This window comes from Candidatus Zixiibacteriota bacterium, assembly GCA_035574315.1.
In the GTDB taxonomy this organism is placed as follows: Bacteria; Desulfobacterota; Binatia; order UBA9968; family UBA9968; genus DATLYW01.
Map to the genome: position 1 here is coordinate 38,924 of DATLYW010000052.1, position 24,998 is coordinate 63,921.

The window sequence follows — 24,998 nt, forward strand, 5'->3', positions numbered from 1 at the left end:
TCCGCCATGGAGCTCGGGATGATCGGATTGGGCCGCATGGGAGCCAACATGACCGAGCGACTGGCGCGGGGCGGCCACCGGGTCGTCGGGTACGACCGAAGCCCCGAGGCCATTCAGCGGGTCGTCGAGAAAGGCGGCGTGGGGGCACGATCACTCGCCGACCTGATCAGGCAGCTCGCGGCGCCGCGCGCGGTCTGGATGATGGTTCCCGCGGGTGACCCGGTCGACGCTACGATCGAGCAGCTCCTGCCCCACCTGACGGGCGGCGACATTCTCGTCGACGGCGGCAACTCGAACTACAAGGATTCGATCCGCCGCGCCGAGCGGCTGAAATCGCGGGGAATCTACTTCGTCGACGCGGGAACCAGCGGCGGTATCCGGGGGCTCGAAGCCGGTTACTGCATGATGGTCGGCGGCGACGCGGACGCGGTGGCGTGCCTGGAGCCGGCGCTTCGGACGCTTGCGCCGCCGGAAGGATGGGCCCACGTCGGCCCGCATGGAGCCGGTCATTTCGCCAAGATGGTCCACAACGGGATCGAGTACGGGCTGCTCCAGGCCTACGGAGAAGGCTTCGAGCTGCTCAAGAGCGCGCCGTTCGCCTTCGATCTGCAGAAAATGGCGCGTCTCTGGAATCATGGCGGAGTGGTCCGCTCGTGGCTCCTCGAGCTGGCCGAGGAAGCGTTCAAGAAGGACCCGGAGCTCGCTTCGGTCCGCGGCTACGTCGAGGACACGGGCGAGGGTCGCTGGGCCGTGATCGAAGCGATCGAGAGAAACGTCCCGGCCACTGCGCTGGCGCATTCGCTCTTCGCCCGTTTCGCCTCGCGGCAGGACGAATCGTTCGCGGCCAGGGTGATTGCCGCGCTGCGGCGCGAATTCGGCGGCCATCCTGTAAAGACCACGTAGCGCCCATGGTCAGCGACCCCCACGCCTACGCCGGAAGCGCCTTCGGCCAGGGGAAGCGACCGCACGCGGCGCTCGTCGTCATCTTCGGCGCCTCGGGCGATCTCGCGCAGCGCAAGCTGGTGCCGGCGCTCTACAATCTCTCACTGGAGCGGCGACTCCCTGAACGGTTCGCCGTAGTGGGCTATGGTCGAAGCCCGCTCGCCGATCAGGACTTTCGCCAGAAGATGCGGGCGGCGGTCGAACGGTTCTCGCGCAACGGGCTGGGAGACGAGAACTCCTGGCACCGCTTTGCGGCCAACGTCTATTACGTCAGAGGCGGTTACGAGGAGTTCGACGGATACCGGCGTCTTGCCGAGCTCGTCGCCGGCTTCGACCGCGGCAGCCGGCTTCTCCCGGTCCGGGTGTTGTATCTGGCCACGCCGCCGGAGGTCTATGGAACCGTTCTCGAGCGCATGTCCGCGGCCGGGCTCGCGCCGCGCGAAAGCGACGGGAACTGCCGGAGCCGTGTGGTCGTCGAGAAGCCGTTCGGGATCGACCTCTCGAGCGCCCGCGACCTCAACCGCCGGGCGCACGAAGTGCTCGACGAACGCCAGCTTTACCGCATCGATCACTACCTCGGCAAGGAGACCGTGCAGAACATCATGGTCTTCCGCTTCGCCAACGCGGTCTTCGAGCCGATCTGGAACCGCCGCTACGTCGATCACGTGCAGATCACCGCTGCGGAAGCGGTCGGAGTCGAGAATCGCGGCGGCTATTACGATCGAGCGGGCGTGGTGAGGGACATGTTTCAAAATCACCTGCTGCAGCTGCTCTGTCTCACCGCCATGGAGCCGCCCGTAAGCTTTTCCGCCGACGCCGTGCGCGACGAGAAGGTCAAGCTGCTGCGCGCGGTTCGGCCGATCGCGCCCCGGGACGTGACGCGATGGGCCGTGCGCGGTCAATACGGACCGGGAAGCATCTCCGGGAGGGAGGTCGCGGGCTATCGCGAGGAGGCGGGAGTGGCCCGGGACTCGACGACGGAGACCTACGCGGTTCTCAAGCTGCTGGTGGACAACTGGCGCTGGGAGGGCGTGCCGTTCTATCTGCGTTCGGGCAAGCGCCTGGCCAGGCGCGTCACGGAAATCGCCATCCAGTTCAAACGGCCGCCGCTGCTGTTGTTTCGGGCCTGCGCCGTCGAGGAGGTGAGCCCCAACGTTCTGGTGCTGCGAATCCAGCCCGACGAGGGAATTTCCCTCACCTTCGAGGTCAAGCCGCCGGGACCGGACCTGTGCGTAAGGCCCCTCAGCCTCGATTTCAAATACGAGCAATCCTTCGGCAGCGCTCCGCCGGAAGCGTACGAAACGCTGCTCGAGGATTGCATCGAAGGCGATTCGACTCTTTTTACGAGGCACGATTGGGTGGAGCTTGCCTGGTCGCTGGTGGACCCGGTCATCGAGGCCTGGCACAACGCGCCGCCGGCAAATTTTCCCAACTACGAAGCCGGAAGCTGGGGGCCGAAGGAAGCGGATGAATTCATCGAGCGCGACGGGCGGCGCTGGCGGCGGCCGTGATCAGGCCGGGCTTGGCACGGGCGCGGCCCGGGGATGATCGGCGTGGCTCGGAAAAAACTCATTCTCGCGGGCGACATCGGCGGCACCAAGACCCACCTCGCGTTTTTCGCCGGGTCGAGGCGCCGGCTGCGGATCGAAGCCGAAGCGACGTTCGCGAGCGCACGTTACCCGGGTCTCGAGGCCGTCCTGCGGGAATTTCTCGCCGGCCACGACGCGGCGCTCCGGGCGGCCTGCTTCGGCGTGGCGGGTCCCGTGGTGGCGGGCACGGTGAAAACGCCCAACCTGCCATGGGTCGTCGATGCGGCGCAGATCGCGTCATTGCTCGGGCTGCGCGCGGTGACGCTACTCAACGATCTCGAGGCGGCGGCCTACGGAATTTTCACGCTCGCGCCCGAGGATCTGGCGTGCCTTAATGACCGGCCGGTGATGCGGCCGGCCAACCGGGCGCTGATCGCCGCCGGCACCGGCCTCGGCGAGGCGATCCTCTACGACGACGGCGCGGAGCTCCATCCGCTCGCGTCGGAAGGCGGGCACGCCGACTTCGCTCCGCGAAACGAAACCGAGATCGAGCTTCTGCGCTATCTCGCCGCGCGTTTCGGTCACGTGAGCTACGAGCGGGTGGTCTCCGGCCCGGGACTGTTCAACATTTATCGTTTCCTGCGCGACAGCGGTCGCTGCCCGGAGCCCGCGGAGTTCGCGGACAGGCTTGCCGCTGGAGAAGACCCCGGCGTCGCAATCACGCAAGCCGCGCTTTCGGGCGGGCCCGAGATCTGCGTCCAGGCGCTGGACCTCTTCATCTCGATCTACGGAGCGGAGGCGGGCAATCTCGCGCTCAAGGCCAAGGCGTTCGGCGGCGTCTACGTCGGCGGGGGAATCGCCCCGAGGATCGAGCGCAGGCTGCGCGAGGGAGAGTTCGTCCGCGCCTTCGCGGACAAGGGCCGCTACCGGGAGCTGCTGGCGGCGGTCCCGATTCACGTGATCATGAACGAGCGCGCGGCGCTGCAGGGAGCGGCGTACTTCGCGGCCCGGCGTCGCGATGGCTGAGCCGGAGATCGTCGTTTGCAAGGACTCCGCCGATCTCGCCGGTCGCGCCGCGGAGCGATTCGCCGGGGCGGCGGCCGCGGCCGCAGGCCGGTTTGCGGTCGCTCTTTCCGGAGGAACGACGCCGGCGGAGTTTTATGCGCGCCTGGGGATGGAGGGGAGCGGGCGGATCGCATGGCGCTCGGTTCACCTCTTTTGGGGCGACGAGCGATGCGTCCCGCCGGACCACCCGCAAAGCAACTACCGCACGGCGCGCGAGTCGTTGATCTCGAAAATCCCCGTCCCGCCGGCGAACGTCCACCGCATGGCGGGCGAAGAGGAGCCGTCCGCAGCGGCCGCCGCATACGAGCGCGAGCTACGGGGATTTTTCCGGCCGCCGCCGGGCCAGCCGCCGCGGTTCGATCTCATCTTCCTCGGAGTGGGGGAGGATGGTCACATCGCCTCCCTCTTTCCCGGCAGTGCCGCGTTGCGCGAAGCCGAGCGCTGGGTCCTCTCCACGTTCGTGGAGAGCGCCGGCGCGCACCGGCTCACGCTCACGCTGCCCGTGATCAACGGGGCGGCGCGCGTGATCTTTCTCGTGAAGGGAGCGAGCAAGGCGGAGATCGTCGGAAGAGTGCTGGGCGCCCGCAGAGGATCGCCTGACCTTCCGGCGGCGCTGGTGCGGCCGCGCCACGGCAGCGTGACGTGGCTCGTGACGCGGGACGCCGCCCGCAGGCTGGTCTGCGTCGGCGGGTAGGGGCCCGGCTACCGGGCTCAGCGCACGAGCAATTTGAGAAAGCCTTCCCGCTCGAGATCTCTCATCAAGCTCGAGTCGATGAACTGCTCCGGCCGCATCCCGCGGGCGCGCGGGTCCTTGGCGGCGATGTCGGTGAGCGCCTGCGCCATCGCCTCGGTCGACGGATAGGGGACCCTCGGAATATAGCGCTCCAGGTAAAGCTCGCGCACCGCCTCGAGAAAGGAAGCGTCCGGGTTCTTCAGATACTTCGCCAGGACGGCGACGGTCGGTTTCTTCTGGGTCCGGCCGTAGTACACCGCCTCGGTGTAGGCGCGCAGCACGCGCAGCGCCGTGTCGCGCCGGCCGCGGATGAAGGAGCGGGTGGTGTTGAGTCCCGAACCGGGAAACGCAAGCCCCATCGCCGCCACGTCCGCCAGGTCGCGGTAACCCTCGCGCCGGGCGAGGATCGTGAACTCGGCGTTCAGCATCGCGGCCTGGACGGCGCCGCTCTTGAGCGCCGCCATCATCTCGGGCTGCCCGCCCAGCTGAAACACGGTGAAGTCGCGGTCGGGCCTGGCCGGCCACTTCTCAGCCGCGAAGCGCAGGGCGAAATCGGTGGCGGAGGCGAAGCGGGTGATCGCGACCTTTTTGCCTTTGAGATCTTCGAGCTGCCTTACCTCCGGCCCCGCGACCAGGAAAAACGGCAGCACGTTCATTCCGGCTGCGATGTTCACCAGCTCCGCCCCGGCGAGGTTGGCGCCGATGACCGCGCCGCCGTTGAACATGGCGACCGGTGCCTCGCCGGCGACGGTCACCTGCGCGGCGCGCGAGCCTCCCGCGACATAGAGCAGCTCCACGTCCAGCCCGTGCTTCCTGAAAAGGCCCGCCTCGGTCGCGATCCAGAGGGGGCTCTGGGAGCTCCCGATGGCGCTGTAAATCACGCGGATCTTTTCGGCACGAGCCGTGTCGCGCCCCCATGGCGCGGCGAGCAGAACGGCGATAAGAACGAAGAGCAGACAACGCAGCGCTGTTTTCATGGCGACCTCCGGGAGCGAGATGCGTAAAGGCCGAATTGCCGGTGATAGACGACGCGGAAGAGGTTGGGCGCGATCCGTTTGAGCCAGCAGGCGACGGCGAGCCAGCGCGGCAGGACAAGCTCGGGCTTTCGCGTTTCCAGGGCCGCGATCACCGCCCGCGACACCGCTTCTACACCGATCACGAGCGCCGGAGGCGACCGCGGCGGTACGTCGGCGAATTCGCGGTTGAAGACGGTCCGGACCGGCCCCGGACATATCACGGAGACGGAGATCCCGAGCGGCCGCAGCTCGTGGCAGAGGCTCTCGCTCAGGCCGTTGACCGCGAATTTGGAGGCGCAGTAACCGGCCATGTTGAGAGCGCCGATCTTGCCGGCGACGGAGGAGATGTTGACGATGTGGCCGCGGCCGCGAGCGACCATCGACGGGAGTACCGCGCGTGTGCAGTAGACCGTTCCGAGGTAATTGGTCCGCATGATTTCCTCGATGGTCTCCAACGGCGTCTCGCTGAACGGCATGCGCATGCCGATGCCAGCGTTGTTGACGAGGACGTCGATCCTGCCGAAGCGGTCGAGGACCTCGCCGGCCATGCGCTCGACCTCTTCCCGGCGCCCCACGTCGCACGGGAAAACGGCCGAAGCGGGGCTTCGGTCCTTCACGGCGGCGAGCATCGACGCAAGCCGCTCCGGCGAGCGACCGCAGCCCGCGATGACGGCGCCGCGCTCCGCGAGGTCCTCGGCCAGACGCCGGCCGATCCCGCTCGAGGCTCCGGTAATCAGGATCACCTGATTGCGAAAATCCATGCTCGGGAATGCTTCGGTTCCCTTATCGTGCGAAACGCCTTCCCGGCCGCGAACAGATTCACGCCCGGAAGCGAGGCCGAGCAAGCGCCGCGACGGTCGCCCCGGCGCCGCCGGCCCTTTGTCGCCTTGCACCTTTCAGAACGGAAGGCAGGCACGCAGGGCGCCCTCCAAGTGGGGGTACCGGAAACGGTAGCCCAGCTTTTGCGCTACGGCGGGTAAAACCTTTTGACCCGTGAGAATCACGTCCGCCATCTCACCGAGCGCCAGACGGAGCACCAAGGCCGGCACAGGAAGCCAGCAAGGCCGGTGCAAAACCTTCGCGAGCGTCCGGCAGAAATCTTTCATGGTCACCGGGTTTGGCGCAGTGGCGTTCACCGGGCCGGAGACCTCGGGATGTTCGAGCACGTACATCATGAGGTCGATCTGGTCGTCCATATGGATCCAGGACACCCACTGTTTCCCTGTGCCCAGGGGACCACCAAGAAAGAATCTGAACGGAGGCAGCATCTTTGCCAGCACGCCGCCGCGCCCCAGCACGATCCCGATGCGCAGGTAGACGACCCGAACCCCCATCGGCTCGGCTTTCCGCGCCGCTTCTTCCCATTTGCGTGCCGTCTCGGCGAGAAATCCAACGCCCGGGGAGGATTGTTCGGTGATGGTTTCGTCGCCCCGGTCGCCGTAATAGCCGATCGCCGACGCGTTGAGCAGGAACGCCGGCTTGTTCTTCGCCTTGTCGATCGCCCTGACGATCGCCTCGGTGGTTTCGACGCGACTGGCGAGGATCTTTTGCTTTTGGGCTCTGGTCCAGCGCCTGGCCGCAATCGGTTCGCCGGCGAGATTGATGATTCCGTCGGCCCCGTCGACAAGGCTCTCCCACTCGCCGCCGGCGCCCGGGGTCCAGGTTATCCAGCGCCGGCCCGGCTGCACGGGCTGTTGGCGCGAGGAGCGCATGAGCAGCGTCAACGCGTGGCCCCGGGAGGCAAGACGGTCCGTCAGAACGGAGCCGATGAAACCCGTTGCTCCGGTCACCATCAAGTTCATATCGCTCCCTCCGGCGCCTCGCGGCCGTTGACCCTTTCCGGCCCGCTTAACCGGGTATCCGGCAGGTGATATGTTGAGCACGATGAAACAATTTCGCGGGTGAAGAGTCAAGATGAATCCGGCGCGAGAAAGGGGCCGCCGCGTGGCCGTGACCGGTCTCGGCGTCGTCAGCCCCTGCGGAATCGGAGCGGACGCCTACTGGGGCGCACTTCGCTCGGGTGTCTCCGGCGTCGACGCGATCACCTCGTTCGACGCCGACGGCCTTTGCTGCACGATCGCCGCCGAGGTCAGGAACTTTCGCGCCGCGAACCACGTTCCCGAAAAGGATCGCGGCCGGGTGGGCAGGGCGGCTTTGCTCGCCCTGGCGGCGGCAAAAGAAGCCCTGGGGCAGGCCGGCATCCGCCCCGAGGAGCTGACGCTCGAGGAGAAGCGGTCCTGGGGTGTGGTTCTCGGGAGCGGAGGCGGAGCGCCGGATTTCATCGAGGAACAGTATCGGCTCTATTTTTCGAACCGGCTGCGGCAGGTGAGCGCCTACAACGTGTCGAGCGCCACCATCGGGACGTTGTCGAGCGAGATCTCGATGCGGTTCGACCTGCGGGGGCCGAGCCACGTGATCTCGACCGGCTGCACCAGCTCCACCGACGCGCTCGGTTACGCCTTCAACCTGATCCGCTTCGGCCTCGCCGATCACCTGCTGAGCGGCGGCGTCGATGCCCCGGTTACCCGGTCGCTCATGCAGGGGTTCTGCATCATGCGGGTAGTGGCGACCGGCTACAACGACCAGCCCGCGCGCGCCTCGCGCCCCTTCGACCGTCGGCGCAACGGCTTCGTGCTGGGCGAGGGCGCATGGATCATGGTCCTGGAGGAACGCGAGCGGGCCGTGGCCCGCGGCGCGACGATTTACGCGGAGATTCTCGGCTACGGCTCGACCTGCGACGCCTATCACAGGGTTCGGCTCCACCCCGACGGCGACGAGCCGGCGCGGGCGATGGCGCTGGCGATCGAGGACGCGGGCGTGGCGAAGGACGAGATCGGCTACGTCGCGCTGCACGGCACGTCGACGGTGCTTAACGACGCGACGGAGACGAGGGCGATCAAGCGCTGCTTCGGGCGGCGCTCCTACGAAGTGCCGATGAGCTCGGTGAAATCGATGATCGGCCATCCCCAGGGCGCCTCCGGCGCCGCGGGCGCTGCGGCGGCGATCCTCGCCATGAACCACGGCGTGCTGCCGCCGACGATCAACCTCGAGGATCCCGACCCCGAATGCGATCTCGACTACATCCCCAACCGCGCGCGGCCGAAAGCAGCGGAGCTTTCGCTGTGCAATTGCATCGGCTTCGGCTCCAAGAACTCGGCGCTGGTGATCGCCCGCGGCGCCAGCGGCGGGTGAGCAGGGCCGCCGCGCGAACAGACGCGGGTCGGGTTTCGGCTTGTCATCGGACATGAAGCGAATACAATAGCGCGCGACTGGCCGAAGGAGCTCGATGAAATCCGAATTCACCCTCGAACAAGAAAAAATCCTGGCGCCGTTTTTCACCAATCTCGATCGGCCCGTCTTCGGTTTGAGGCTGCCGCAGGAGGTGGCGGGCGCGCTTTTCTCGCGCTACAGCCGGTCGACCAGGAGCCTGCGGCGGACGTTCCTCGAGGAATTCCTCGGCGATCCGAGGCTCGGGCTGAACGAGCTGCTGGGACGGGAGCCTTCCGGCGCCGGCGCCGCGCTCGAGAGAGCCCGGGCCTTCTACGATCGGGTGCTGATCGGGTACGGCGACGACTCGGTGGCCCAGCTCGGCGCGGCCCATATCGCGTGCGAGAATGTGTCGAACGTCGCGGCCAAGATCCTCGAGGATGCACGCATCGGAATCGCACCGCTGGAGAAGTCGACCCGCTACGTTCGCTTCGATCAGAAAGATTCGCACGGCCGGTACCTCTTCTACCGGGAGCCGAAGATCATGGCGTCGCCGCACCGCGACGTCTTCCTCGAGGTCATGAATCTCCTCTTCGACACCTACTCGCGTCAGATGGGGCCGATGCTGGAATTCGTCGCGCGGTCGCTGCCGATCGAGCAGGTGGAAGTCCGCCATCCGGCGACCGGCGCGCCTCTGAGCTACGCCGATGCCTGCAAGGAGGAGAAGCTCAAGCGCTGGGCGGAGAACGCTTACCGGGCGACGGTGCGCGCTCACGCCTGCGACGTCCTGCGGAGCTACCTGCCGGCGGCGACGCTCACGAACGTCGGCCTGTTCGGCGTCGGGCAGGCGTTCGAATATCTCCTCACCAAGCTCTATTCGCACGACCTGAGCGAGGCCAGGGAATTGGCGGTCGCGATGCACGGCGAGCTCAACCAGCTCATCCCGTCCTTCGTCAAGCGGGCCCGGGCCGACGAGTATCTCGCCGGGGCCGCTGCGGCGGCGAGGAAAGCGGCCACACGGGAAGCGGACGTGGCCGAAACCAAAGAGGCGGTGTCGCTGGTCGATTACGATCGCAACGCCGAGGAAAAGGTCATTGCGGCCATCCTCTATCCCCACGGGCGCCAGCCGCTGCAGCAGCTCCGCCAGCTAGCCGCGCGGATGAGCCCGGAGGAGCGCCGGCAGATCCTGAAGGACTGCTTCGAGCGGCGGCGCCACCGCCGCGACAAGCTCGGCCGCGCCTTCGAGAACGTCTATTACACGTTCGACATTCTCGGGAACCTTGGATTGTACCGCGACCTGCACCGCCACCGCATCCTCACCCAGGAGCGCCAGGACTTCACGACGGCGCACGGCTACGATACGCCGCCGGAGATCGAGGAGGCGGGATTCAAGGATGAATTCGACCGGTGCATGAGCCGCGCGGCGGAGCTCTACGAACGGATCTATCCGCAACTGCCCCGCGAGGCCCAGTACGCGGTGCCGTTCGCGTACCGGGTCCGCTGGTACATGAAGATGAATCTGCGGGAGGCGCTCCACATCGTCGAGCTGCGCACGATGCCGCAAGGCCATCCGGACTATCGCCTGATCTGTCAGGAGATCTGGCGCAAGATCGAGTCCGTCCACCCGGTGCTGGCCGAGTGCGGAAGATTCGTCGACTGGCGCCATTACCGGCTCGGCCGTTTGCAATCCGAGATGCGCACGGAGTACAAAAAGTCCGCGCTCGAGAACAAAGAATGAACTCACCTCAAACCTGCACTCCCAGGCAACTCGCCGAAAAGATTCTCGCGTCAAAGGGTGCGCTCGAAGGCGAGCGCAAGCAGGTGACGGTTCTTTTCGCGGACATGAAAGGGTCGATGGAATTGCCGGCGGGCCGTGACCCCGAAGAGGCAAGAACCCTCAGGCGGCATCATGGGGAGTGTTCGTCGAGCGTCGCCGAGATGGCCCGCCGCGGCCTTGACGACCAGTGCCCGCGGGTGTAGACCTCGTCCAGAACAAAACGCTACAGCCGGGTGGAAAGGAGAAGTAGTTATGAACGCCGACAGCGTTACTCCGGGCACGGAGGTCTTGATCTCGTCCGATTCTCACGTGATGGAGCCGCCGGACACTCTGGTCGAGCGCGTCGACGCACCGTACCGCGATCGTGCGCCGAGGTTTCCGCAACTGAAAGTCGGTGAGAGCTTTCAGACGCATCCCGGAGGATCGGATCCCAACCGCAGGATCCAGGAGATGGAAACCGACGGCGTGAGCGCCGAGGTGCTCTATCCGACCTACTTGCTGCCGCACTTCGCGATGGACGACGCCAAGTTGCAGGAAGCCTGTTTCCGCGCCTATAACAACTGGTTGATCGATTATTGCAAAGTTGCTCCCAAGCGTCTGATCGGGATCGCGGCGATCTCGGTCTACGACATCGACGAGGCGGTCAAGGAGCTCGAGCGGTGCGCCAAAGCAGGCCTGCGGGGGTCGATCATCTGGCAGGCGCCGCACCCGGACCTTCCGTTCAAGTCGGACCACTACAACAAGTTCTGGGCGGCATCCCAGGATCTGAACATGCCCGTGAACCTTCACATTCTCACGGGCCACGGCTATCACAAGGAGACCGTCTTCGGGAACCGGCGGTCTGGCGTCGAGCACTACCGGGGCAGCGTCAACCTGAAGCTCAGGGAGATCACCGATGCGTTGTTCGAGCTGATTTTCTACGGTGTGTTGGAGCGCTACCCGAAGCTCAAGCTCGTGAGCGTCGAGAACGAGGTGGGGTGGATGCCGTTCATGCTGCAGCAGTGGGATTACTACTACAACCGGTTCAAGGCCGCCAACCCGCCGCCGATTTCGAAGAATCCGAGCGAGTATTTCAGCCGCCAGATCTACGCGACCTTCTTCCGCGACAACGTGGCGGGCCACCATTACACATGGTGGGGACAGGACAACTGCATGTGGTCGAACGACTATCCGCACGGCAACTCCACCTGGCCGGAGTCGAGGAAATTCATCGATCGCGACCTCGGCCATTTGCCGGCGGAGGTTCGCCGAAAGCTCGTTTGCACGAACGTCGCCAGGCTCTACGGGATGGAGATTCCTCAGCCGGTCCGGAGCACGGCGGCGGCCGCGATCCAGTAGACGCCCTGCTCGGGCTTCCTTCCGCCTTCGGGGTGTCGAAGGGTCGCGAACGCCCGGCTGTCGGCTCGACCACTCCGGGCGGCTGCGCCCGGTTGCCGCGCGATCTCTTTGGCGTTAAAGAAAGGGGATTCGAAAAACCAGCCCGACCAAGGAGGTGCGCATGGCTGCTCGCTACGGTTCCGATCTGATCGTCGACCTGTTGAAGCTTCTCGGCATCGAGTACGTCGCCTTGAACCCCGGTTCCAGTTTCCGCGGCATCCACGATTCGCTCGTGAACTACGAGAGCGGCCGGCGGGCGAACCCGGAGATCGTTCTTTGCTGCCACGAGGAAATCGCGGTCGCAGTCGCGCACGGCTACGCCAAGGCCGCGGGAAAGCCGATGGCCGCCATCGTGCATGACGTGGTGGGGCTGCAGCATGCCTCGATGGCGATCTACAATGCCTGGTGTGACCGCACCCCGATCCTTGTCATGGGCGGCACGGGTCCGATGAACACGAGCAAGCGGCGGCCGTGGATCGACTGGATCCATACGGCCCTGGTCCAGGGAAATCTCGTTCGCGATTTCGTCAAATGGGACGACCAGCCCGTCGGTGTCGAGTCGATTCCGTTGTCGATGATGCGGGCGCACCGGATCGCGACCAGCGATCCACCGGGGCCCGTCTATATCTGCTTCGACGTAACCGATCAGGAAACGCTGCTGGAAAAGGAGATTGCCCTGCCCGACCCCGGGCGTCATCGCCCGCCGGCGCCGCTGCAGGCGGAAGCGGGCGCCATCCGCGAAGCCGCCCGCCTGCTGAGCCAGGCGCAGAAGCCGGTGATCCTCGCGGACTACGTCGGCAGGAACAACGATGCCGTGGTGAGCCTCGTGGAGCTTGCCGAGCTCCTCTCCATTCCGGTCGTCGATCTCGGCGCCCGGTTGAATTTTCCGAACACGCATCCGCTCAACCTGACCGGCCGCAACCGCGAGCTGGTCGCCGAGGCCGACGTGATCCTCGGGCTGGACGTCACGGACCTCTTCGGCGCGCTCGTGCGGCAGGACCCGGCCACGCGCGCGGCCGTCCCGGCCACGCGGCCCGGTTGTAAAGTGATTCACGTCACGCTGGCGGACATCTCGATGCGCGGCTGGACCAGCGACTTTCAAGAGCTGGCGCCGGTCGATCTTCCGATCGTAGCGAACACGGCCGTTTTTCTCCCCGCGCTGATCGAAGAGATCCACCGCGAAGGAAAATTTTCGAGGAGCGCGGTCGAGGAGCGCGGGAAAGCGCTGGCGGCCCAGCACCGCGAGATCCGCGCCCGCTGGCAGAGCGAGCTGAAACGACGCTGGGACGAGCGACCGATCTCGCCGCCGCGGCTCGCTCACGAGGTGTGGGAGGCGGTCAAGACGGAATCCTGGCTTCTCGTCGCAGGCGGTTTTCGGGGCTGGCCTCAACGGCTGTGGGACTGGAACAGGCCGGGCCTCTATCTCGGGGGCTACGGAGGCGGCGGGCTCGGGTACGGGCCCGGAGCCTCGGTGGGCGCGGCCATTCCCTATCGGGGAACCGATACCATCTGTGTCAACCTGCAACGCGACGGCGAGTTGCTCTACACGTCGAGCGCGCTCTGGACAGCGGCCAATGCAGGGGTCCCGCTCCTTACCGTGATGACCAACAACCGGACCTACTACAACGACGAGGAGCACCAGGAAAAGATCGCCATCGCGCGCGGGCGGCCGCCGGAAAACAAGGTCGTGGGCATGCGCATGGAAAAGCCGCCCGTCGACTTCGCGGGACTGGCGCGCTCCTTGGGCGTGGCGGGAGAGGGACCGGTCACGGAACCTGATCAGATCCGGCCCGCGCTCGACCGCGCCATCAGGATCATCAAAGAAGAAAAGCGGCCGGCGCTGGTGGATGTCTTCATTCAGAACGTATGACACCACGGCGCGTTAGCTCAAGCGCTTGAACGACAAGGTTCTGCCATGAAGGAGGCACCGCATGAAACGTAGCAGGTCGGCGATGGTCATCGTGCTCGTTCTCCTCGGACTGGCGCTGGCTCGGGCGGCTCATCCTCAAGCAAAGCCGCTCAAGAAGATTCGCGTCGGCGTTCCCTCGGTCAGCATGGGCAACATCATCATTTTCGTCACCAGGGAAGCGAAATTGTTTCAGAAGCACGGCCTGGACGCCGAGGTGATCACGATGAACGGTTCCGGCATCGCTTCCAAGGCGCTGATCAGCGGCAACATCGAGATTTCGCCGATTGCCACGCCGACGGTCATCAGCGCCGACCTGGCCGGCGCGGACCTGACGATCCTGGCCCATACGATGCCGGGTGTCGTGCACGCGCTCATGGTAAAGCCGGAGATCAAGCGACCGGAAGACCTCAAAGGAAGGAAGATCGCGGTGTCGAGCCTGGGTTCCTTGACCGACTTTCTGGTGCGGTACATCGCCAAGAAAAAAGGGCTCAACCCGGACCGAGACCTGACACTGATCCAGACCGGGGGCGACGCGGAGCGAATCGTGGCGCTCAAGACCGGCGTCGTCGACGGCGCGGCGATGTCGCACCCCGGTTACGGCAGGGCGAAGCGCATGGGCTTCTCGATGCTGTGGGATTCCGCCAAGGAGATGAACTACCCCTGGATGGAGATCAGCACGCGTCGAATGACCGTAAAGAACGACCGCGAGACCGTCATGAGCTACATGAAGGCCCACATCGAAGGGATTGCGCTTTTCAAGAGGGACGCGGAGTTCGGCAAGAAAGTCATCCGCAAGGTGCTGCGGCTTGACGACGAGGATCTGGTCAACGAGTCCTACGAAATCTTTTCCAAAGCTTTCATTGCGGCGCCGTATCCCAATCTGCCCGGGATGAAGACCAGCTTTGAATACGTCGCCCTCACGCGCCCGGACGTCTGGAAGCACAAGCCGGAGGAGTTCGCGGATCCGAGCTTTGTCGCGGAGCTGGACAAGGCCGGCTTCATCAAGCGACTCTACGAGAAATAGCGGCGGGATTTCCGCCGCGCCGAGCCCCCGCTCGGGGACCCGCCCGGCTCCTCGTTCTTCGCGCTCCGCCTCGCTCGGGGACGGCAGGGTCCTCTAGAACGCCCTGCCCTCGTACACCCAGCGGTCGAGATTGTCGAAATAGTGCCGCCGCAGGGCGAGGCTCATCTCGACCGCGCGCGCGGCGCGTTCCTGTTTCTCGGCGGTCGTGGCGTACTTGACCAGGATCTCGAACGGGTAGTTGCCGTGCTCTCTTTCGTCCTCGTGGATCTTGCGGTACGGGGCCGTGACCCATGACGGGACGCTCGCGGCCTCCAGGCTCCTGGCGATCAGATAGTCGGCGACGCCTTCACCGGCCATCGGAAACGCAGCAATTCGCTCCACGGTTTCGGTCAATCCTTCGAAGGCGTTGAACATCGCCATTTGCGCGGGCAAAGGGCGGTACTCGTGCGGCACCGCCCCTTTTTGCCGCAGCGCCTCCTCGAGGTAGGTCGCGTGCACGTACTCCTCGTGGACCGCTTCGGCGAGCGTCTTTTTCACGTCCAGCTCCGGTGTGCTCTTCAGCCATCCGCCGAAAATCTCGCCGGCGCGGATCTCGTTGAACAGCCGGCTCTGCATGACCTTGACGCGTTGCTCGTCGTTCGTGAGGGGAATGTAGCTGTAGGCCGGAAGCTTCGCGTCCAGAGTCCCGCAGAACTCGGCCACCCGTCTTTGCAGCGCCGCTGCGAATTCGCGACTGTCCATCGCCGCCTCCCGGCCCCTCCGCGGAGCCATCTCCTTGCTATCAAACGGTTCGGCTGATGGTCAAGCTGCGGGCAGCGAGCGCGCGCCCTATGCCGAGCGATCCGATCGGCGAAAACGCTTCGGTCGAGGGGAGCGACTTCAATCGAGACTCTCGGGGTGAACCGGGGCCCGGCGGGCTTTCTTTTCGGCTCTGTGCCGCTTGTTCTCCAGGAGCTTGACCCGAGCGCGGCGCGAGCGCCTTCTTTTTTGCCGCCGAATCCGCGCCATCTCCTGCTCGGCAGCCGCGCGCTCGCCCCGAAGCCTGCGCTCGATCTTGTCCAGCAGGATTCTTCTGGCCAGGAAACGGTTGAGCGCCTGGGATCGCTCCTGCTGGCATTTCACCCGGATCCCGGTGGGGCGGTGATGAAGCACCACGCAGGTCGAGGCCTTGTTCACCTTCTGGCCGCCCGCGCCGGAGGCGCGAACGAACGTTTCCTCGATCTCCTCCTCACGGACTCCCAGAGCTTCCATGCGATCGTGCAGGAGCCTTTGTTTCAACGGTGAAACCGGACTGGAAGCCATGCCTTAAGTTACCATACGCCTGCGCGTACGAGGAAGGGTTCGCGCCGCGGCGGTGCCCGCCCCTCCGGACAGGGCCTGGACAGGAAACCGCGATTGCGCTAATCGACTCGGTAGGTGCTCACCACGATCCGCTACTTTCGAAATTCGTTCCTTGTGACCGCTGCCGGGCTCGTTGCGGGCGGTTTTCTCGGGTGGCAGAAAAGCGGCACTCTCGTCGGCGCCCTCTCGACCATGTTCATCGTCGGCGTGCTTGCCATTCTCGAGGTTTCCCTCTCTTTCGACAACGCCGTCGTGAACGCGACCGTGCTGAGAAAGATGACCCCGGTATGGCGCCGCCGCTTCATCACATGGGGGATCGCGATCGCAGTTTTCGGCATGCGGATCGTTTTCCCCTTGCTCGTCGTGGCGGTCATCGCCTCGATCGATCCGTTATCGGCGCTCGTCATGGCCGCCACGGACCCGGATCGCTACTCCCGGGTCCTCGCCAGCGCGCACGTATCGGTCTCCGCTTTCGGAGGCGCTTTTCTCGCGATGGTGGGGCTCAAGCATTTTTTCAACCATGAAAAGGACGTGCACTGGATCGCGGTCATCGAGCGCCCGCTTGCACGCCTGGGACGCATCGAGGCGGTCGAGCTGGGACTGGTCTTGATCCTGCTTTGTCTCGTCTCCGCCGAGCTTTCCGCGGCCGAGCAGATGCGGTTTCTGATCGCGGGAATTTTCGGTCTGGTGACGTACATCGCGGTGGACGGGGGCGCAGCCGCGCTGAGCCATGATCCGGCGGTGGCCGGGGAGATGGCACGCTCGGGCGCGGCCGGCTTCCTATACCTGGAAATGCTCGATGCGAGCTTCAGCTTCGACGGCGTGATCGGTGCCTTCGCGCTTTCGAACAACCTTTTCGTCATCGCCATCGGGCTCGGCGTGGGCGCCATGTTCGTGCGCTGCCTGACCATCATGCTGGTGGAGCAAGAGGCGCTGACCTCCTACCGTTACCTTGAACACGGGGCGTTCTACGCCATTACCGCGCTGGCGGTGATCATGTTCCTCAACGCGGCCCGTCACATTCCCGAGGTAGTTACGGGGCTTATCGGGGCGGGTTTTATCGTCGGCGCCTTCGTGGACTCCGTCCGTTACAACCGGCGCGCTCGCGGCGCCTGAGCGGCGCAAGGGCAAGCGATACGGCCGGTCCATCGGGCCCGGGTTTTAGGGCTAAAATCCCCCTTTTCGGAGCCAGCGCTATCCTCCGGCCGGCGATGCGATTTTTTCCCAAATTCTAGAACGCTTTTCCCCTAGGTCAAGAGAGGCCTTCGGGGACGGCAGCCTTGACGCAGGAAACCAGAATGCTTAACGGAAACACGCTGCGCGATTTCACGCCTGAGATCGGCCGAGGGTTGAAAGCAGGAATTCAGTTAGCCCGCGCGCCCGACGAAAGCATCCGAAGAGAGGTCTCTAAAACTCAAAAAAGGAGGAATTCAGAGATGTTCAGTCGAAGACACGCTCTGTCTTTCGCTCTTTTTCCCGTCCTGGCTTTGGCCCTGACCGGGTGTGCGTCCGGCACGGCGAAGCCGGAGGCCGCCGCGGGAACGTCCGCCAGAGCGGCTGCTCCCAGCGCCCCGCAACCGGCAGCCAAAGCTACCACCGCCACCAGCGGGTCGAGTCTCGATGCGCTCCAGCGAGGGCAGGCGGCGACGGAAGGCCCGCTGAAGGAGATTTATTTCGATTTCGACAAATACGACCTGCGGCCGGATGCCCGTGCTACGCTAAAGGCCAATGCGGAATGGCTGAAGAACAACCCCTCGGCCCGGGTGCAGATCGAAGGCCACGCGGACGAGCGGGGAACCAACGAATACAATCTCGCTCTCGGCGCCAGGCGGGCGCAGAGCGCGAAGGACTATCTCGTCAGCCTTGGAATCGGCGCCGAACGGTTGTCGACCATCAGCTACGGGGAGGAGGTTCCGGTCTGCACCGAGAAGACCGAGGAGTGCTGGCAGAGAAACCGCCGCGCGCGGTTCGTGGTCCAGCCTGAGCGGCCCACGACCTAGGGGCGGTTCCTCCCGTTCGCGTGCCGTCGGGGCCCGGGCCGGCGCGTGGCTCCGGGCCCCGCGAAGGCGGCCTGCGCTAGTCCAGCCAGTCTTTCTCCTTGAGCTTGCGCGGAAGGTAGTTCTTCGTCAGGTACTGGAAGTCCTTGTTGGCGAGCGCGTCGAGCTCGTACTTGAGCCCGGAGGCGAGCATGCGCTTGATTTCCTCCTGCCACTCCTTCTTCTGGAACCACCGGTACTTCAACAGCTCCCGGGCGCGGTTGATGTCTTTCTCGTTGAGCTTGATCCCGACGTTTCGCGGTAACCCGTAACGGTCGGGATCCGAGCTCGAGAAACCGATGAATTTGGCCTTCGGGATCGCCATCCGCTGGCTCTCGAACGCCAGATTGATCGACCCCTGCTTGACGACCGAATAGATGTAGTAGCCCCAGGGGTCGTTGTCCACGAGCACGTAGACGGGAAGCTCGTGTTCCTCGTGCAGCCGGCGCGCGAGACGACGAACGCCGCGCGGCGGCTGGCCGTTTCCCGTGAGCAGGATGCAGTTGTAGCGCCGCCAGAACTTGTCTTCCGAAAGCCGGTTCCACTGGGTCCCTTTTTCGACGAGCAGCACGAAGTCCGCCGTGCATCTCGCGATCTGGATATATTCCGGCTCGACGATCGAGGGCACCGAGTATCCGCCTTTCCCGAGACGGGTGCAGTCCACCCGGTCGCCGTCGTCGATCAGGACCAGCGGACCCACCACCGTGCCGGCGTTCTCGGCGCGCACGTGGAGTTCCTCTCGCAGGGCGTCCAGCGTGACCTCGAGATCCTCGATGAGCGGGTCCGACTCGTTCTGGCTGTCGAAGGTGTTCTCGTGCGAGTTCCTGATCGTGTGTTTCGTGCGGTAGTAGATCTCGCGCAGCGAGGTGGTGAGGTTCGACCGCTGCAGCTCCGCCAGAGCATCCGCCACCAGGACCGTCTGCATGAACTTTTTCGCCATGCCGACGTTGAAGAAGGAGCGTGCCTGCTTCCTGCGGCCCATCTCGATGATGCCGCGCTTCGCGTCGAAGGTGACGTTGGCGAGGCTGCGAACGGGGATCGAGAGCGTCGGATCTTTTCCCCGCTCGGCGGCCGTCACGACCGCATCCGCGATGCCGATGAGCTTCTTTTCGACGTTGCCGTTGACGTTCGTTCTTTTTCGCGCCATGAGCTTCCCCATCCGGTCTCAGGATCCGCGCCGGGCCTTTCGCGCGACGTTGCCGGCGGGCGACCTGCGGCCCGGGGGCTTTCTCGACGCCCCGGCTTTCTCGCCGGAAGGCTCGGCCGCGGAGGCTTCCGCCTCCTGCACGAAAGCGCGGCGGGAATCGCCGGCGCCCCCGCTCCTCTCCGGCGGGAGCGCCGGCGCCTCGCCTTCCGTTCCCTCTTCGGTCACGATGATCGAGTGGGGCAGCCCTTCCGGGCTGTCGCGACCGAGGAGCTCGTCCGTTTTCTCGCCGCCGGTACGTTTGGCTGCGATCTTCTGCAGCTGGAGCTTGAGCTTCTCTCTGGACAGTTTGCCGCGCTTCAGGCGGCTGCACGCCTCCACGACCTCCTCGATGTAGAGCTCGAAGATGTTGCGGCGGCGAAACTCGCTTTTCGCCCGCTCCCGGCGCCGCAGGAAGACGCCGAGCCGCCGGCCGCATTCCTGGAGGGCGAGCTTGATTTCGCGCCGGATCTCGTCGTAGTCGGCGATCGCCTCCTTGGATTCGCTGGTGAACGGCACCCACACCGACGCCATGTGGACGAAGATCACCATCGGACCGGCCGGGAGCGCGCCGCGCGACTGCGCGACGCCGTAATTGCGCCAGCTCGTTTCAAGGACGGCCTTGAAGGTCGCACACGCCGACTGCTGGTACAGGAGGGGAACCCGGTTGGCGTAGCGGATGACCCGGGCCAGTTCCTCGTCTCCTTCGTGCCGTTCGCCCTCGGCGAGCGGCCGCGCAGGGGTCTGCGGCTCGCCGCCGGCGTGCTCCGGCCCCTTCCCGTAAGCCAGCCCCGCCTCGATGATGAATGGGTTTCCGCGGTAAACCGCGGGCGGGCGCGTAACGGCGGTGTAAAACTCGCCCTTGATCTGCTTGTACAGTCCGTGCAGGATCGCTTTCTCCCCGATCGGCGAGATGCAGTTGCTCGGCGGCGCCATGATCCTGGTGGATTGGATCGTCCTGTAAAGCGTCTCGGCGGCGGCGCCGTGGATGTCGCGCGGCCGGGATTCGGGGGAGAGCCTTGCGGCCTTGCAGATTTCGCGCGCCAGCGCCGGAGAGACGCGACTGAAATCGCTCGCCAGGAAACCCGCGAGGGAGTGGCTTTTGGTGTCGTGGAGCATCTTCAGCAGCATCCCGAACTCGATCCCGTAAGGGTGCGGCTTGATCTCGCGCGGTTGGGGAGGCAGCTCGTGAATCGTGCGGGGATATTCCCTGATCTCGCCCTCCGGCGTATGGTAGACGAGCTTGACGTGCGGGTTGGCGATCGCGGTCTGCTCCAGATACTCGTCCACCGAAGCCCGCCCCTTCTGGTAACGTCCCTCGATTTCGAGCGTCACCTGAGTGCCGCGATGCGCCTCCCAGTCGATCTGCTTCCGCTCCAGGATCCGGGGCTCGTTTTTCCTGGTGTCGATCTGGACCTCGAAGTAATGGGCCGGCGTTCGAGCGCTGGTTCGCGAGATGATCTGCACCGGTTTGCCGGTCGTGAGCTGGGCGTACATGCCGGCCGCGGAGATTCCGATTCCCTGCTGGCCGCGGCTCATGCGCAGACGGTGGAACTTCGAGCCGTAGAGCAGCTTGGCGAAGATCCGCGGGATCTGCTCGCGGACGATACCCGGCCCGTAGTCGACAACCGTGATCCGGAAGCGGTTCGCCTGGCTGGGCGGCGGCAGGGCGCCGCCGTTCGGGACGACTTCCACCTTGACGACGACTTCGGGGAGAATGCCGGCTTCCTCGCACGCGTCGAGCGCGTTGTCCACCGCTTCCTTGACGCACGTGAGCAGCGCCTTTCGCGGGTTGTCGAAGCCGAGCAAATGACGATTCTTGGTGAAGAACTCCGAGACGGAAATCTCGCGCTGCCGGGCGCCCATCTCGGCGGCGGAGACCGGTGCCGGCGCGGCGCCCCTACCGCCGCCGGCCGGTCCGGCAGGTTTCGGCATCGGTTTGGACATCGGTTGTTGTTCGTCTCCTGCTGTCAGCGAGCTCGCAGGTATGTGGACATCGCATCCTGGTGGCTCTCGGCCGAAACCGACGGACGTCTACGTACCGATGAGCTCCTTCGTAATTCTCGGGCCGGCCACGTGAGCGGCCGGGTTCGAATCCAGATCGTTCGCCTTGCCAATGAAAGAGGTCCGCGTCGTATCCGCGGGCTCGAGCCGGAAGAGCAAACGATTTTGATTATACCAGAGATGGCGGGATTTGGTACCCGGGGGCGCGATTTTTCCTCTTCGCGGTCAACGGCTGGTGATGATCACCACTCCGGCGACCATCAGGATCGCACCGAGGGCGATCTTCGGCGTTACCTGTTCGAGCTCGCGAAGAAAGAGGGCGCTGAAAAGCACGTTGAAAAGCGGGGTGGTGTTCAGCAAGGGGATGATCACGGAGATCTCGGCCCGACCGAGGGCGACGAAATTCAAGATCTGGGCGGTGACGGCGAGCAGAGCCGCCAGGAGGAAAAAGAGCGCGCTGCGGCGCGGCATCAATACCGCGCGCGTTCTTCCGGTCCAGAGCATGAACAGTGTCAGGAGACAGAGCGAGACGCCGGTTACCACCCCTGCGGCTACGAACGGATCGGGCAGGATGTTCAACCCCTGTTTGCGCAGGCTCTGCGACACCGCGGAAACGAGGGCGGCCCCGAGCGGGAAAGCGCAGTCCACCCAGCGCCATCGGGCTTTGTCGCTCGGGGCGCCCGAAATCAGCCAGAGGCTGCCGACGATGAGCAGGGTCCCGAGGTAGACCGGTGGCCCGGGGCGCTCGTGGAGAAAGGCGAGGGCAATGGCCGCCGCGAACAGCGGCTCCGAACCGCGCAGCGGCCCCGCCCGGGCCACCCCGATCCTGGTCAGCCCTTCGTAGAATAAGGCCCGCGCCACGAGCGGCTGCAGGCATCCGCTGATGAGGAAATAGATCATCGCGGGAGACTGAAGGAACGCAAGCGAGCGGTTGGTGAGAAGGTAGCTCCAGATCGCGGCCGCCGAGACGACGTAGCTCACCACCATGGCCGCAAAGATATTGGAGCGGCGGCTGCCGAGGCGGACCAGGACCGAATCCCCGGCCCAGCCCATGGCTGAGAATATGGCGATGATCTCCGACCGCACAGGTGCTGCTCGCGTTGCAGGACGGGCAATGCCTGACTTAAACCCGCGCCGGGTGCTTTTGCAAGCCGAGCACTTGATGTGGATCGGCAGCCCAACGCTTGTTTACGACCAGGGATCTCATTGGCGGGTATCGAAAGCAGGCCGAGGACGGTTTCCGGTTCCCGGTTTCCGTTTTTTACAGTGAATCTGCGAACGAACCGAAGCGGAACGCGAAACGACTCGGGGAAACAGAGCGGCCGGGCGCCCGCAGGCGCCCGGTGTCCGGTCGGCGGGCTGCGGAGGGGAGAGACTGCGGGGGCTGGAACTTCGGTATCTTCGGCTATCGGCGGAGTTTCCGGGAAATCAGATGTACCTCATTCGCGCCATCGTATCTCTGAGCTTGCGCAATTCGCCGCTGAACCAGCGCTGAAGAACGCGGTGGCGCGTCAGATGAGCTTTGAGGAGCTTTTTGGGATAAAGCTTCGCTCCGCAGTGACGACAGACCGCGCCGTTGAGCGTTTCGGACGTGGATCGACTTTCGTGAGAACGGACACGAATCGCCGCTTCCATATTTTCCTCTCGCTACCGGAACGCGGCGGACGCAAGCGGCATGCCAGACCTGGCAAAAAGCGTTTACCGTCCGTCGTTGAAAGGATTTTTCTCGGTTCCGACGCTGCCCAGGCCGCCGCGACCTGACATCGGGCGCGAAGCCGCCGTGACAGGGATGACACGGGAGGGACGATTTTAGCGTTGCAGCAGCCGGCGAACGGCGTCCGCGATCTGCTTCTTGCCGGGCAGAAAACCGGACTCCAGCGCGGGGCTTGCGGGAACGGGCGCAAAAGCTGCGGCGAGCCGCTCGATCGGGCTATCGAGATAGTAAAACGCCTCCTGCTGCACTCGTGCGGCGATCTCGGCGCCCACTCCGCCCTGCGCAACCGCTTCGTGAACGATCATCAGCCGTCCCGTCTTCCGGACCGAGCTGGAGATCGTCGCGACATCGAGGGGCGAGAGCGAGCGCGCATCGATTACCTCCACGGAAATTCCTTCGGCCGCCAGCTCGGCGGCGGCTTCCAGAGCAAGACCGGCCATCTTTGCGAGAGCGACAACCGTGACGTCGTCGCCCGACCGCATCACGGAGGCGGCGCCGATCGGCACGACGTGCTCGCCCTCGGGAACCGGACCGCGGGAGGCGTAAAGCCCTCGATGCTCGATAAAGACCACGGGACTGTCGTCTCGAATGGAAGCTTTCAGCAATCCCTTGGCATCGGCGGGGTTCGACGGCATCACCACCTTGAGTCCCGGGACGTGCGCGAGCCAGGCTTCGAGACTCTGCGAGTGGTGCGCTCCCATGTTGCCGTGAATACCGCATTGCACCCGGACCGTGAGCGGGATTCGCAACTGCCCGCCGGACATGTAATGGAGCTTGGCCGCGTGGTTCGCGAGCTGGTCCAGCGCGAGCGCGATGAAATCGATGAACATGATCTCGACCACCGGACGCAGGCCGGCGGTCGCAGCGCCGATCGCAAGCCCCATCACCGTTCCTTCGCTGATGGGCGTGTTGACGACGCGGTTCGCCCCGAACTCCGCGGCGAGATCCCTGGTGACGCCGAACGGCCCGCCGAGAGCCACGTCCTCGCCGAAGAGGTAGACCGACGAGTCGCGGCTCATCTCTTCGCGCAGGGCGGCACGAATCGCTTCCAGATAGGTCAGCTCGGGCATTGCTGTCGACGGGCTCTTTCAGGCTGCTGCTTCGGCGTTCAGTAAAAACCGGAAACCGCGAACGAGAAACCAGAAACTCCGTAGCAGCTTCAGGGCGTTACCTGGGTTGCGACCTCGGCGGCCTCCGGCCACGGAGAGCTGAGGGCGAATTCCGCCGCCTTCTCGACCAGAGCCCGTGCCTCTCCTTCGATCGCCCCGATCTCGGCGTCGGAAAGGAGCTTCCTTCCTTTGAGCACGCGGGCGAAGCGGGCGATGGGGTCCTTTTTTTTCCATTCGGCGAGCTCCGAGAGCTCGCGGTACTTCGCCGGGTCGCCCTCGTAATGACCCCGCAGGCGATAGGTCAGGCATTCGACGAAGGCCGGTCCTTTGCCCGCACGCGCCCCTCGCAGCGCCTTTGCAACCGCGGTGCGCACCCCCAGCACGTCGTTGCCATCGACGACGAAGCCGGGGATACGGTAGGTTTTCGCGTGCTTGGAAAGCCTCTCGACGAGCGTGTGGCTGGATAGCGGCGTGAACTCCGCGTAGCCGTTGTTCTCGCAGACGAAAATCACCGGCAGCTTCCACAGGCTCGCGATGTTCAGAGACTCGTGGAACGCGCCGGTCTGCCCCGCGCCGTCGCCGAAAAAGACCACGGCCACCCGTCCCTGCTTTCTCTCCTTGGCCGCGAATGCGGCCCCGAGAGCGAGCGGAATCGTTCCGCCCACCACACCGGTGGCGGTGATGAATCCGCAGTCCGGCGCTGCAAGATGCATCGATCCGCCCTTGCCGCGGCAATACCCGGCGGCGCGACCGGCGATCTCCGCAAGCAATCGACCGATGTCCGCTCCCTTGGCTATCGCATGACCGTGCGAGCGGTGGCCGCCAAAAACGTAGTCCCCGCGCGAAAGCAGGCTGCAGGCGCCGACGGCGACCGCTTCCTGGCCGATTCCGAGGTGCAGCAGGCCGACGATGTGACGCGCGGCATAAAGCGCGGAGACCTTCTCCTCGAAGGCCCGGATGAGCCACATCCGTTGCAGCAGCGAAACCAGCTCTCTGGTGTTTTTCCCGGCCGGCCTCATCGAGGGAAACGGC

Annotated in this window: 22 protein-coding genes; 12 read left to right on the top strand and 10 right to left on the bottom strand. The window is 65.0% G+C overall.

Annotation, left to right across the window (positions count from 1 at the left end; all coding sequences use genetic code 11):
* Positions 1–6: 6 nt before the first annotated feature.
* Genes gnd through pgl form a run of 4 tightly spaced genes read left to right on the top strand, consistent with a single transcriptional unit; the run spans position 7 to position 4,230 of the window.
* Positions 7–903, top strand: coding sequence for a decarboxylating 6-phosphogluconate dehydrogenase (gene gnd, locus VNN77_19255; GenBank protein HXG53543.1), 897 nt, complete (start codon positions 7–9; stop codon positions 901–903).
* A gap of 5 nt (positions 904–908) precedes the next feature.
* Positions 909–2,453: a glucose-6-phosphate dehydrogenase gene (gene zwf, locus VNN77_19260; protein ID HXG53544.1), complete on the top strand. Its 1,545-nt coding sequence runs from the start codon at positions 909–911 to the stop codon at positions 2,451–2,453.
* Between the two features lie 42 nt (positions 2,454–2,495).
* A complete protein-coding gene (glk, locus tag VNN77_19265; GenBank protein HXG53545.1) occupies positions 2,496–3,497 on the top strand; it encodes a glucokinase in 1,002 nt (333 codons plus the stop codon).
* Positions 3,490–4,230: a 6-phosphogluconolactonase gene (gene pgl / locus VNN77_19270; GenBank protein ID HXG53546.1), complete on the top strand. Its 741-nt coding sequence runs from the start codon at positions 3,490–3,492 to the stop codon at positions 4,228–4,230. Before glk ends, pgl begins: the two co-directional genes overlap by 8 nt.
* A gap of 17 nt (positions 4,231–4,247) precedes the next feature.
* Here pgl and VNN77_19275 read toward each other — a convergent pair whose 3' ends face one another.
* The 3 genes from VNN77_19275 to VNN77_19285 form a co-directional block, all read right to left on the bottom strand.
* Entirely contained in the window at positions 4,248–5,246 is a 999-nt protein-coding gene (locus tag VNN77_19275; GenBank protein ID HXG53547.1) for an ABC transporter substrate-binding protein, read from the bottom strand.
* Positions 5,243–6,046, bottom strand: a complete 804-nt coding sequence (locus tag VNN77_19280) for an SDR family oxidoreductase (GenBank protein HXG53548.1) — start codon at positions 6,044–6,046, stop codon at positions 5,243–5,245. Before VNN77_19280 ends, VNN77_19275 begins: the two co-directional genes overlap by 4 nt.
* A gap of 135 nt (positions 6,047–6,181) precedes the next feature.
* Positions 6,182–7,087: a TIGR01777 family oxidoreductase gene (locus tag VNN77_19285; GenBank protein ID HXG53549.1), complete on the bottom strand. Its 906-nt coding sequence runs from the start codon at positions 7,085–7,087 to the stop codon at positions 6,182–6,184.
* Between the two features lie 112 nt (positions 7,088–7,199).
* Here VNN77_19285 and VNN77_19290 point away from each other — a divergent pair, with 112 nt between their 5' ends.
* The 6 genes from VNN77_19290 to VNN77_19315 all read left to right on the top strand — a co-directional run bounded on the left by VNN77_19290 (position 7,200) and on the right by VNN77_19315 (position 14,579).
* On the top strand, positions 7,200–8,477 hold the full coding sequence (locus VNN77_19290) for a beta-ketoacyl-[acyl-carrier-protein] synthase family protein (protein ID HXG53550.1): 1,278 nt from the start codon (positions 7,200–7,202) through the stop codon (positions 8,475–8,477).
* A gap of 94 nt (positions 8,478–8,571) precedes the next feature.
* Positions 8,572–10,230: an FAD-dependent thymidylate synthase gene (locus VNN77_19295; GenBank protein ID HXG53551.1), complete on the top strand. Its 1,659-nt coding sequence runs from the start codon at positions 8,572–8,574 to the stop codon at positions 10,228–10,230.
* Complete coding sequence (locus VNN77_19300) at positions 10,227–10,472, top strand: hypothetical protein (protein ID HXG53552.1); 246 nt, start codon at positions 10,227–10,229, stop codon at positions 10,470–10,472. Before VNN77_19295 ends, VNN77_19300 begins: the two co-directional genes overlap by 4 nt.
* Before the next feature lie 49 nt (positions 10,473–10,521).
* Entirely contained in the window at positions 10,522–11,607 is a 1,086-nt protein-coding gene (locus VNN77_19305) for an amidohydrolase family protein (protein ID HXG53553.1), read from the top strand.
* Positions 11,608–11,767: 160 nt separating this feature from the next.
* A complete protein-coding gene (locus tag VNN77_19310; protein HXG53554.1) occupies positions 11,768–13,516 on the top strand; it encodes a thiamine pyrophosphate-binding protein in 1,749 nt (582 codons plus the stop codon).
* Between the two features lie 61 nt (positions 13,517–13,577).
* Positions 13,578–14,579, top strand: coding sequence for an ABC transporter substrate-binding protein (locus tag VNN77_19315; protein HXG53555.1), 1,002 nt, complete (start codon positions 13,578–13,580; stop codon positions 14,577–14,579).
* A 93-nt stretch (positions 14,580–14,672) separates the two neighbouring features.
* On the opposite strand, the gene VNN77_19320 is transcribed toward VNN77_19315, so the two are convergent.
* Both VNN77_19320 and VNN77_19325 read right to left on the bottom strand, forming a co-directional pair.
* The gene (locus VNN77_19320) at positions 14,673–15,320 is read right to left on the bottom strand and encodes a hypothetical protein (protein ID HXG53556.1); all 648 of its coding nucleotides are present in this window, start codon (positions 15,318–15,320) and stop codon (positions 14,673–14,675) included.
* Positions 15,321–15,458: 138 nt separating this feature from the next.
* Positions 15,459–15,881, bottom strand: a complete 423-nt coding sequence (locus tag VNN77_19325) for a peptide chain release factor-like protein (GenBank protein HXG53557.1) — start codon at positions 15,879–15,881, stop codon at positions 15,459–15,461.
* A gap of 114 nt (positions 15,882–15,995) precedes the next feature.
* On the opposite strand from VNN77_19325, the gene VNN77_19330 reads away from it, so the two are divergent.
* Together VNN77_19330 and pal are read left to right on the top strand one after the other, a co-directional pair.
* A complete protein-coding gene (locus tag VNN77_19330; GenBank protein ID HXG53558.1) occupies positions 15,996–17,036 on the top strand; it encodes a DUF475 domain-containing protein in 1,041 nt (346 codons plus the stop codon).
* Between the two features lie 320 nt (positions 17,037–17,356).
* Positions 17,357–17,920: a peptidoglycan-associated lipoprotein Pal gene (gene pal / locus VNN77_19335; protein HXG53559.1), complete on the top strand. Its 564-nt coding sequence runs from the start codon at positions 17,357–17,359 to the stop codon at positions 17,918–17,920.
* Between the two features lie 76 nt (positions 17,921–17,996).
* Here the strand turns inward: pal and VNN77_19340 are convergent, their stop codons facing one another.
* The 5 genes from VNN77_19340 to VNN77_19360 form a co-directional block, all read right to left on the bottom strand.
* Positions 17,997–19,103 carry a DNA topoisomerase IV subunit A gene (locus VNN77_19340; protein HXG53560.1) on the bottom strand — a complete coding sequence of 369 codons (1,107 nt, stop codon included), beginning with the start codon at positions 19,101–19,103 and terminating at the stop codon, positions 17,997–17,999.
* An 18-nt stretch (positions 19,104–19,121) separates the two neighbouring features.
* A complete protein-coding gene (locus VNN77_19345) occupies positions 19,122–21,086 on the bottom strand; it encodes a DNA topoisomerase VI subunit B (GenBank protein HXG53561.1) in 1,965 nt (654 codons plus the stop codon).
* A 282-nt stretch (positions 21,087–21,368) separates the two neighbouring features.
* Positions 21,369–22,229, bottom strand: a complete 861-nt coding sequence (locus tag VNN77_19350; GenBank protein HXG53562.1) for a DMT family transporter — start codon at positions 22,227–22,229, stop codon at positions 21,369–21,371.
* A gap of 723 nt (positions 22,230–22,952) precedes the next feature.
* Complete coding sequence (locus VNN77_19355) at positions 22,953–23,927, bottom strand: alpha-ketoacid dehydrogenase subunit beta (protein ID HXG53563.1); 975 nt, start codon at positions 23,925–23,927, stop codon at positions 22,953–22,955.
* An 89-nt stretch (positions 23,928–24,016) separates the two neighbouring features.
* A complete protein-coding gene (locus tag VNN77_19360; GenBank protein ID HXG53564.1) occupies positions 24,017–24,985 on the bottom strand; it encodes a thiamine pyrophosphate-dependent dehydrogenase E1 component subunit alpha in 969 nt (322 codons plus the stop codon).
* Positions 24,986–24,998: the final 13 nt, after the last annotated feature.

Coding starts and splice junctions, on each gene's coding strand:
- VNN77_19280 (HXG53548.1), bottom strand. CDS start 6,046: ATGGATTTTCGCAATCAGGTGATCCTGATTACCGGAGCCTCGAGCGGG.
- gnd (HXG53543.1), top strand. CDS start 7: ATGGAGCTCGGGATGATCGGATTGGGCCGCATGGGAGCCAACATGACC.
- VNN77_19275 (HXG53547.1), bottom strand. CDS start 5,246: ATGAAAACAGCGCTGCGTTGTCTGCTCTTCGTTCTTATCGCCGTTCTG.
- VNN77_19340 (HXG53560.1), bottom strand. CDS start 19,103: ATGGCGCGAAAAAGAACGAACGTCAACGGCAACGTCGAAAAGAAGCTC.
- VNN77_19285 (HXG53549.1), bottom strand. CDS start 7,087: ATGAACTTGATGGTGACCGGAGCAACGGGTTTCATCGGCTCCGTTCTG.
- zwf (HXG53544.1), top strand. CDS start 909: ATGGTCAGCGACCCCCACGCCTACGCCGGAAGCGCCTTCGGCCAGGGG.
- VNN77_19305 (HXG53553.1), top strand. CDS start 10,522: ATGAACGCCGACAGCGTTACTCCGGGCACGGAGGTCTTGATCTCGTCC.
- VNN77_19300 (HXG53552.1), top strand. CDS start 10,227: ATGAACTCACCTCAAACCTGCACTCCCAGGCAACTCGCCGAAAAGATT.
- VNN77_19320 (HXG53556.1), bottom strand. CDS start 15,320: ATGGACAGTCGCGAATTCGCAGCGGCGCTGCAAAGACGGGTGGCCGAG.
- VNN77_19360 (HXG53564.1), bottom strand. CDS start 24,985: ATGAGGCCGGCCGGGAAAAACACCAGAGAGCTGGTTTCGCTGCTGCAA.
- VNN77_19355 (HXG53563.1), bottom strand. CDS start 23,927: ATGCCCGAGCTGACCTATCTGGAAGCGATTCGTGCCGCCCTGCGCGAA.
- VNN77_19290 (HXG53550.1), top strand. CDS start 7,200: ATGAATCCGGCGCGAGAAAGGGGCCGCCGCGTGGCCGTGACCGGTCTC.
- VNN77_19315 (HXG53555.1), top strand. CDS start 13,578: ATGAAACGTAGCAGGTCGGCGATGGTCATCGTGCTCGTTCTCCTCGGA.
- pgl (HXG53546.1), top strand. CDS start 3,490: ATGGCTGAGCCGGAGATCGTCGTTTGCAAGGACTCCGCCGATCTCGCC.
- VNN77_19295 (HXG53551.1), top strand. CDS start 8,572: ATGAAATCCGAATTCACCCTCGAACAAGAAAAAATCCTGGCGCCGTTT.
- VNN77_19345 (HXG53561.1), bottom strand. CDS start 21,086: ATGTCCAAACCGATGCCGAAACCTGCCGGACCGGCCGGCGGCGGTAGG.
- pal (HXG53559.1), top strand. CDS start 17,357: ATGTTCAGTCGAAGACACGCTCTGTCTTTCGCTCTTTTTCCCGTCCTG.
- VNN77_19325 (HXG53557.1), bottom strand. CDS start 15,881: ATGGCTTCCAGTCCGGTTTCACCGTTGAAACAAAGGCTCCTGCACGAT.
- VNN77_19310 (HXG53554.1), top strand. CDS start 11,768: ATGGCTGCTCGCTACGGTTCCGATCTGATCGTCGACCTGTTGAAGCTT.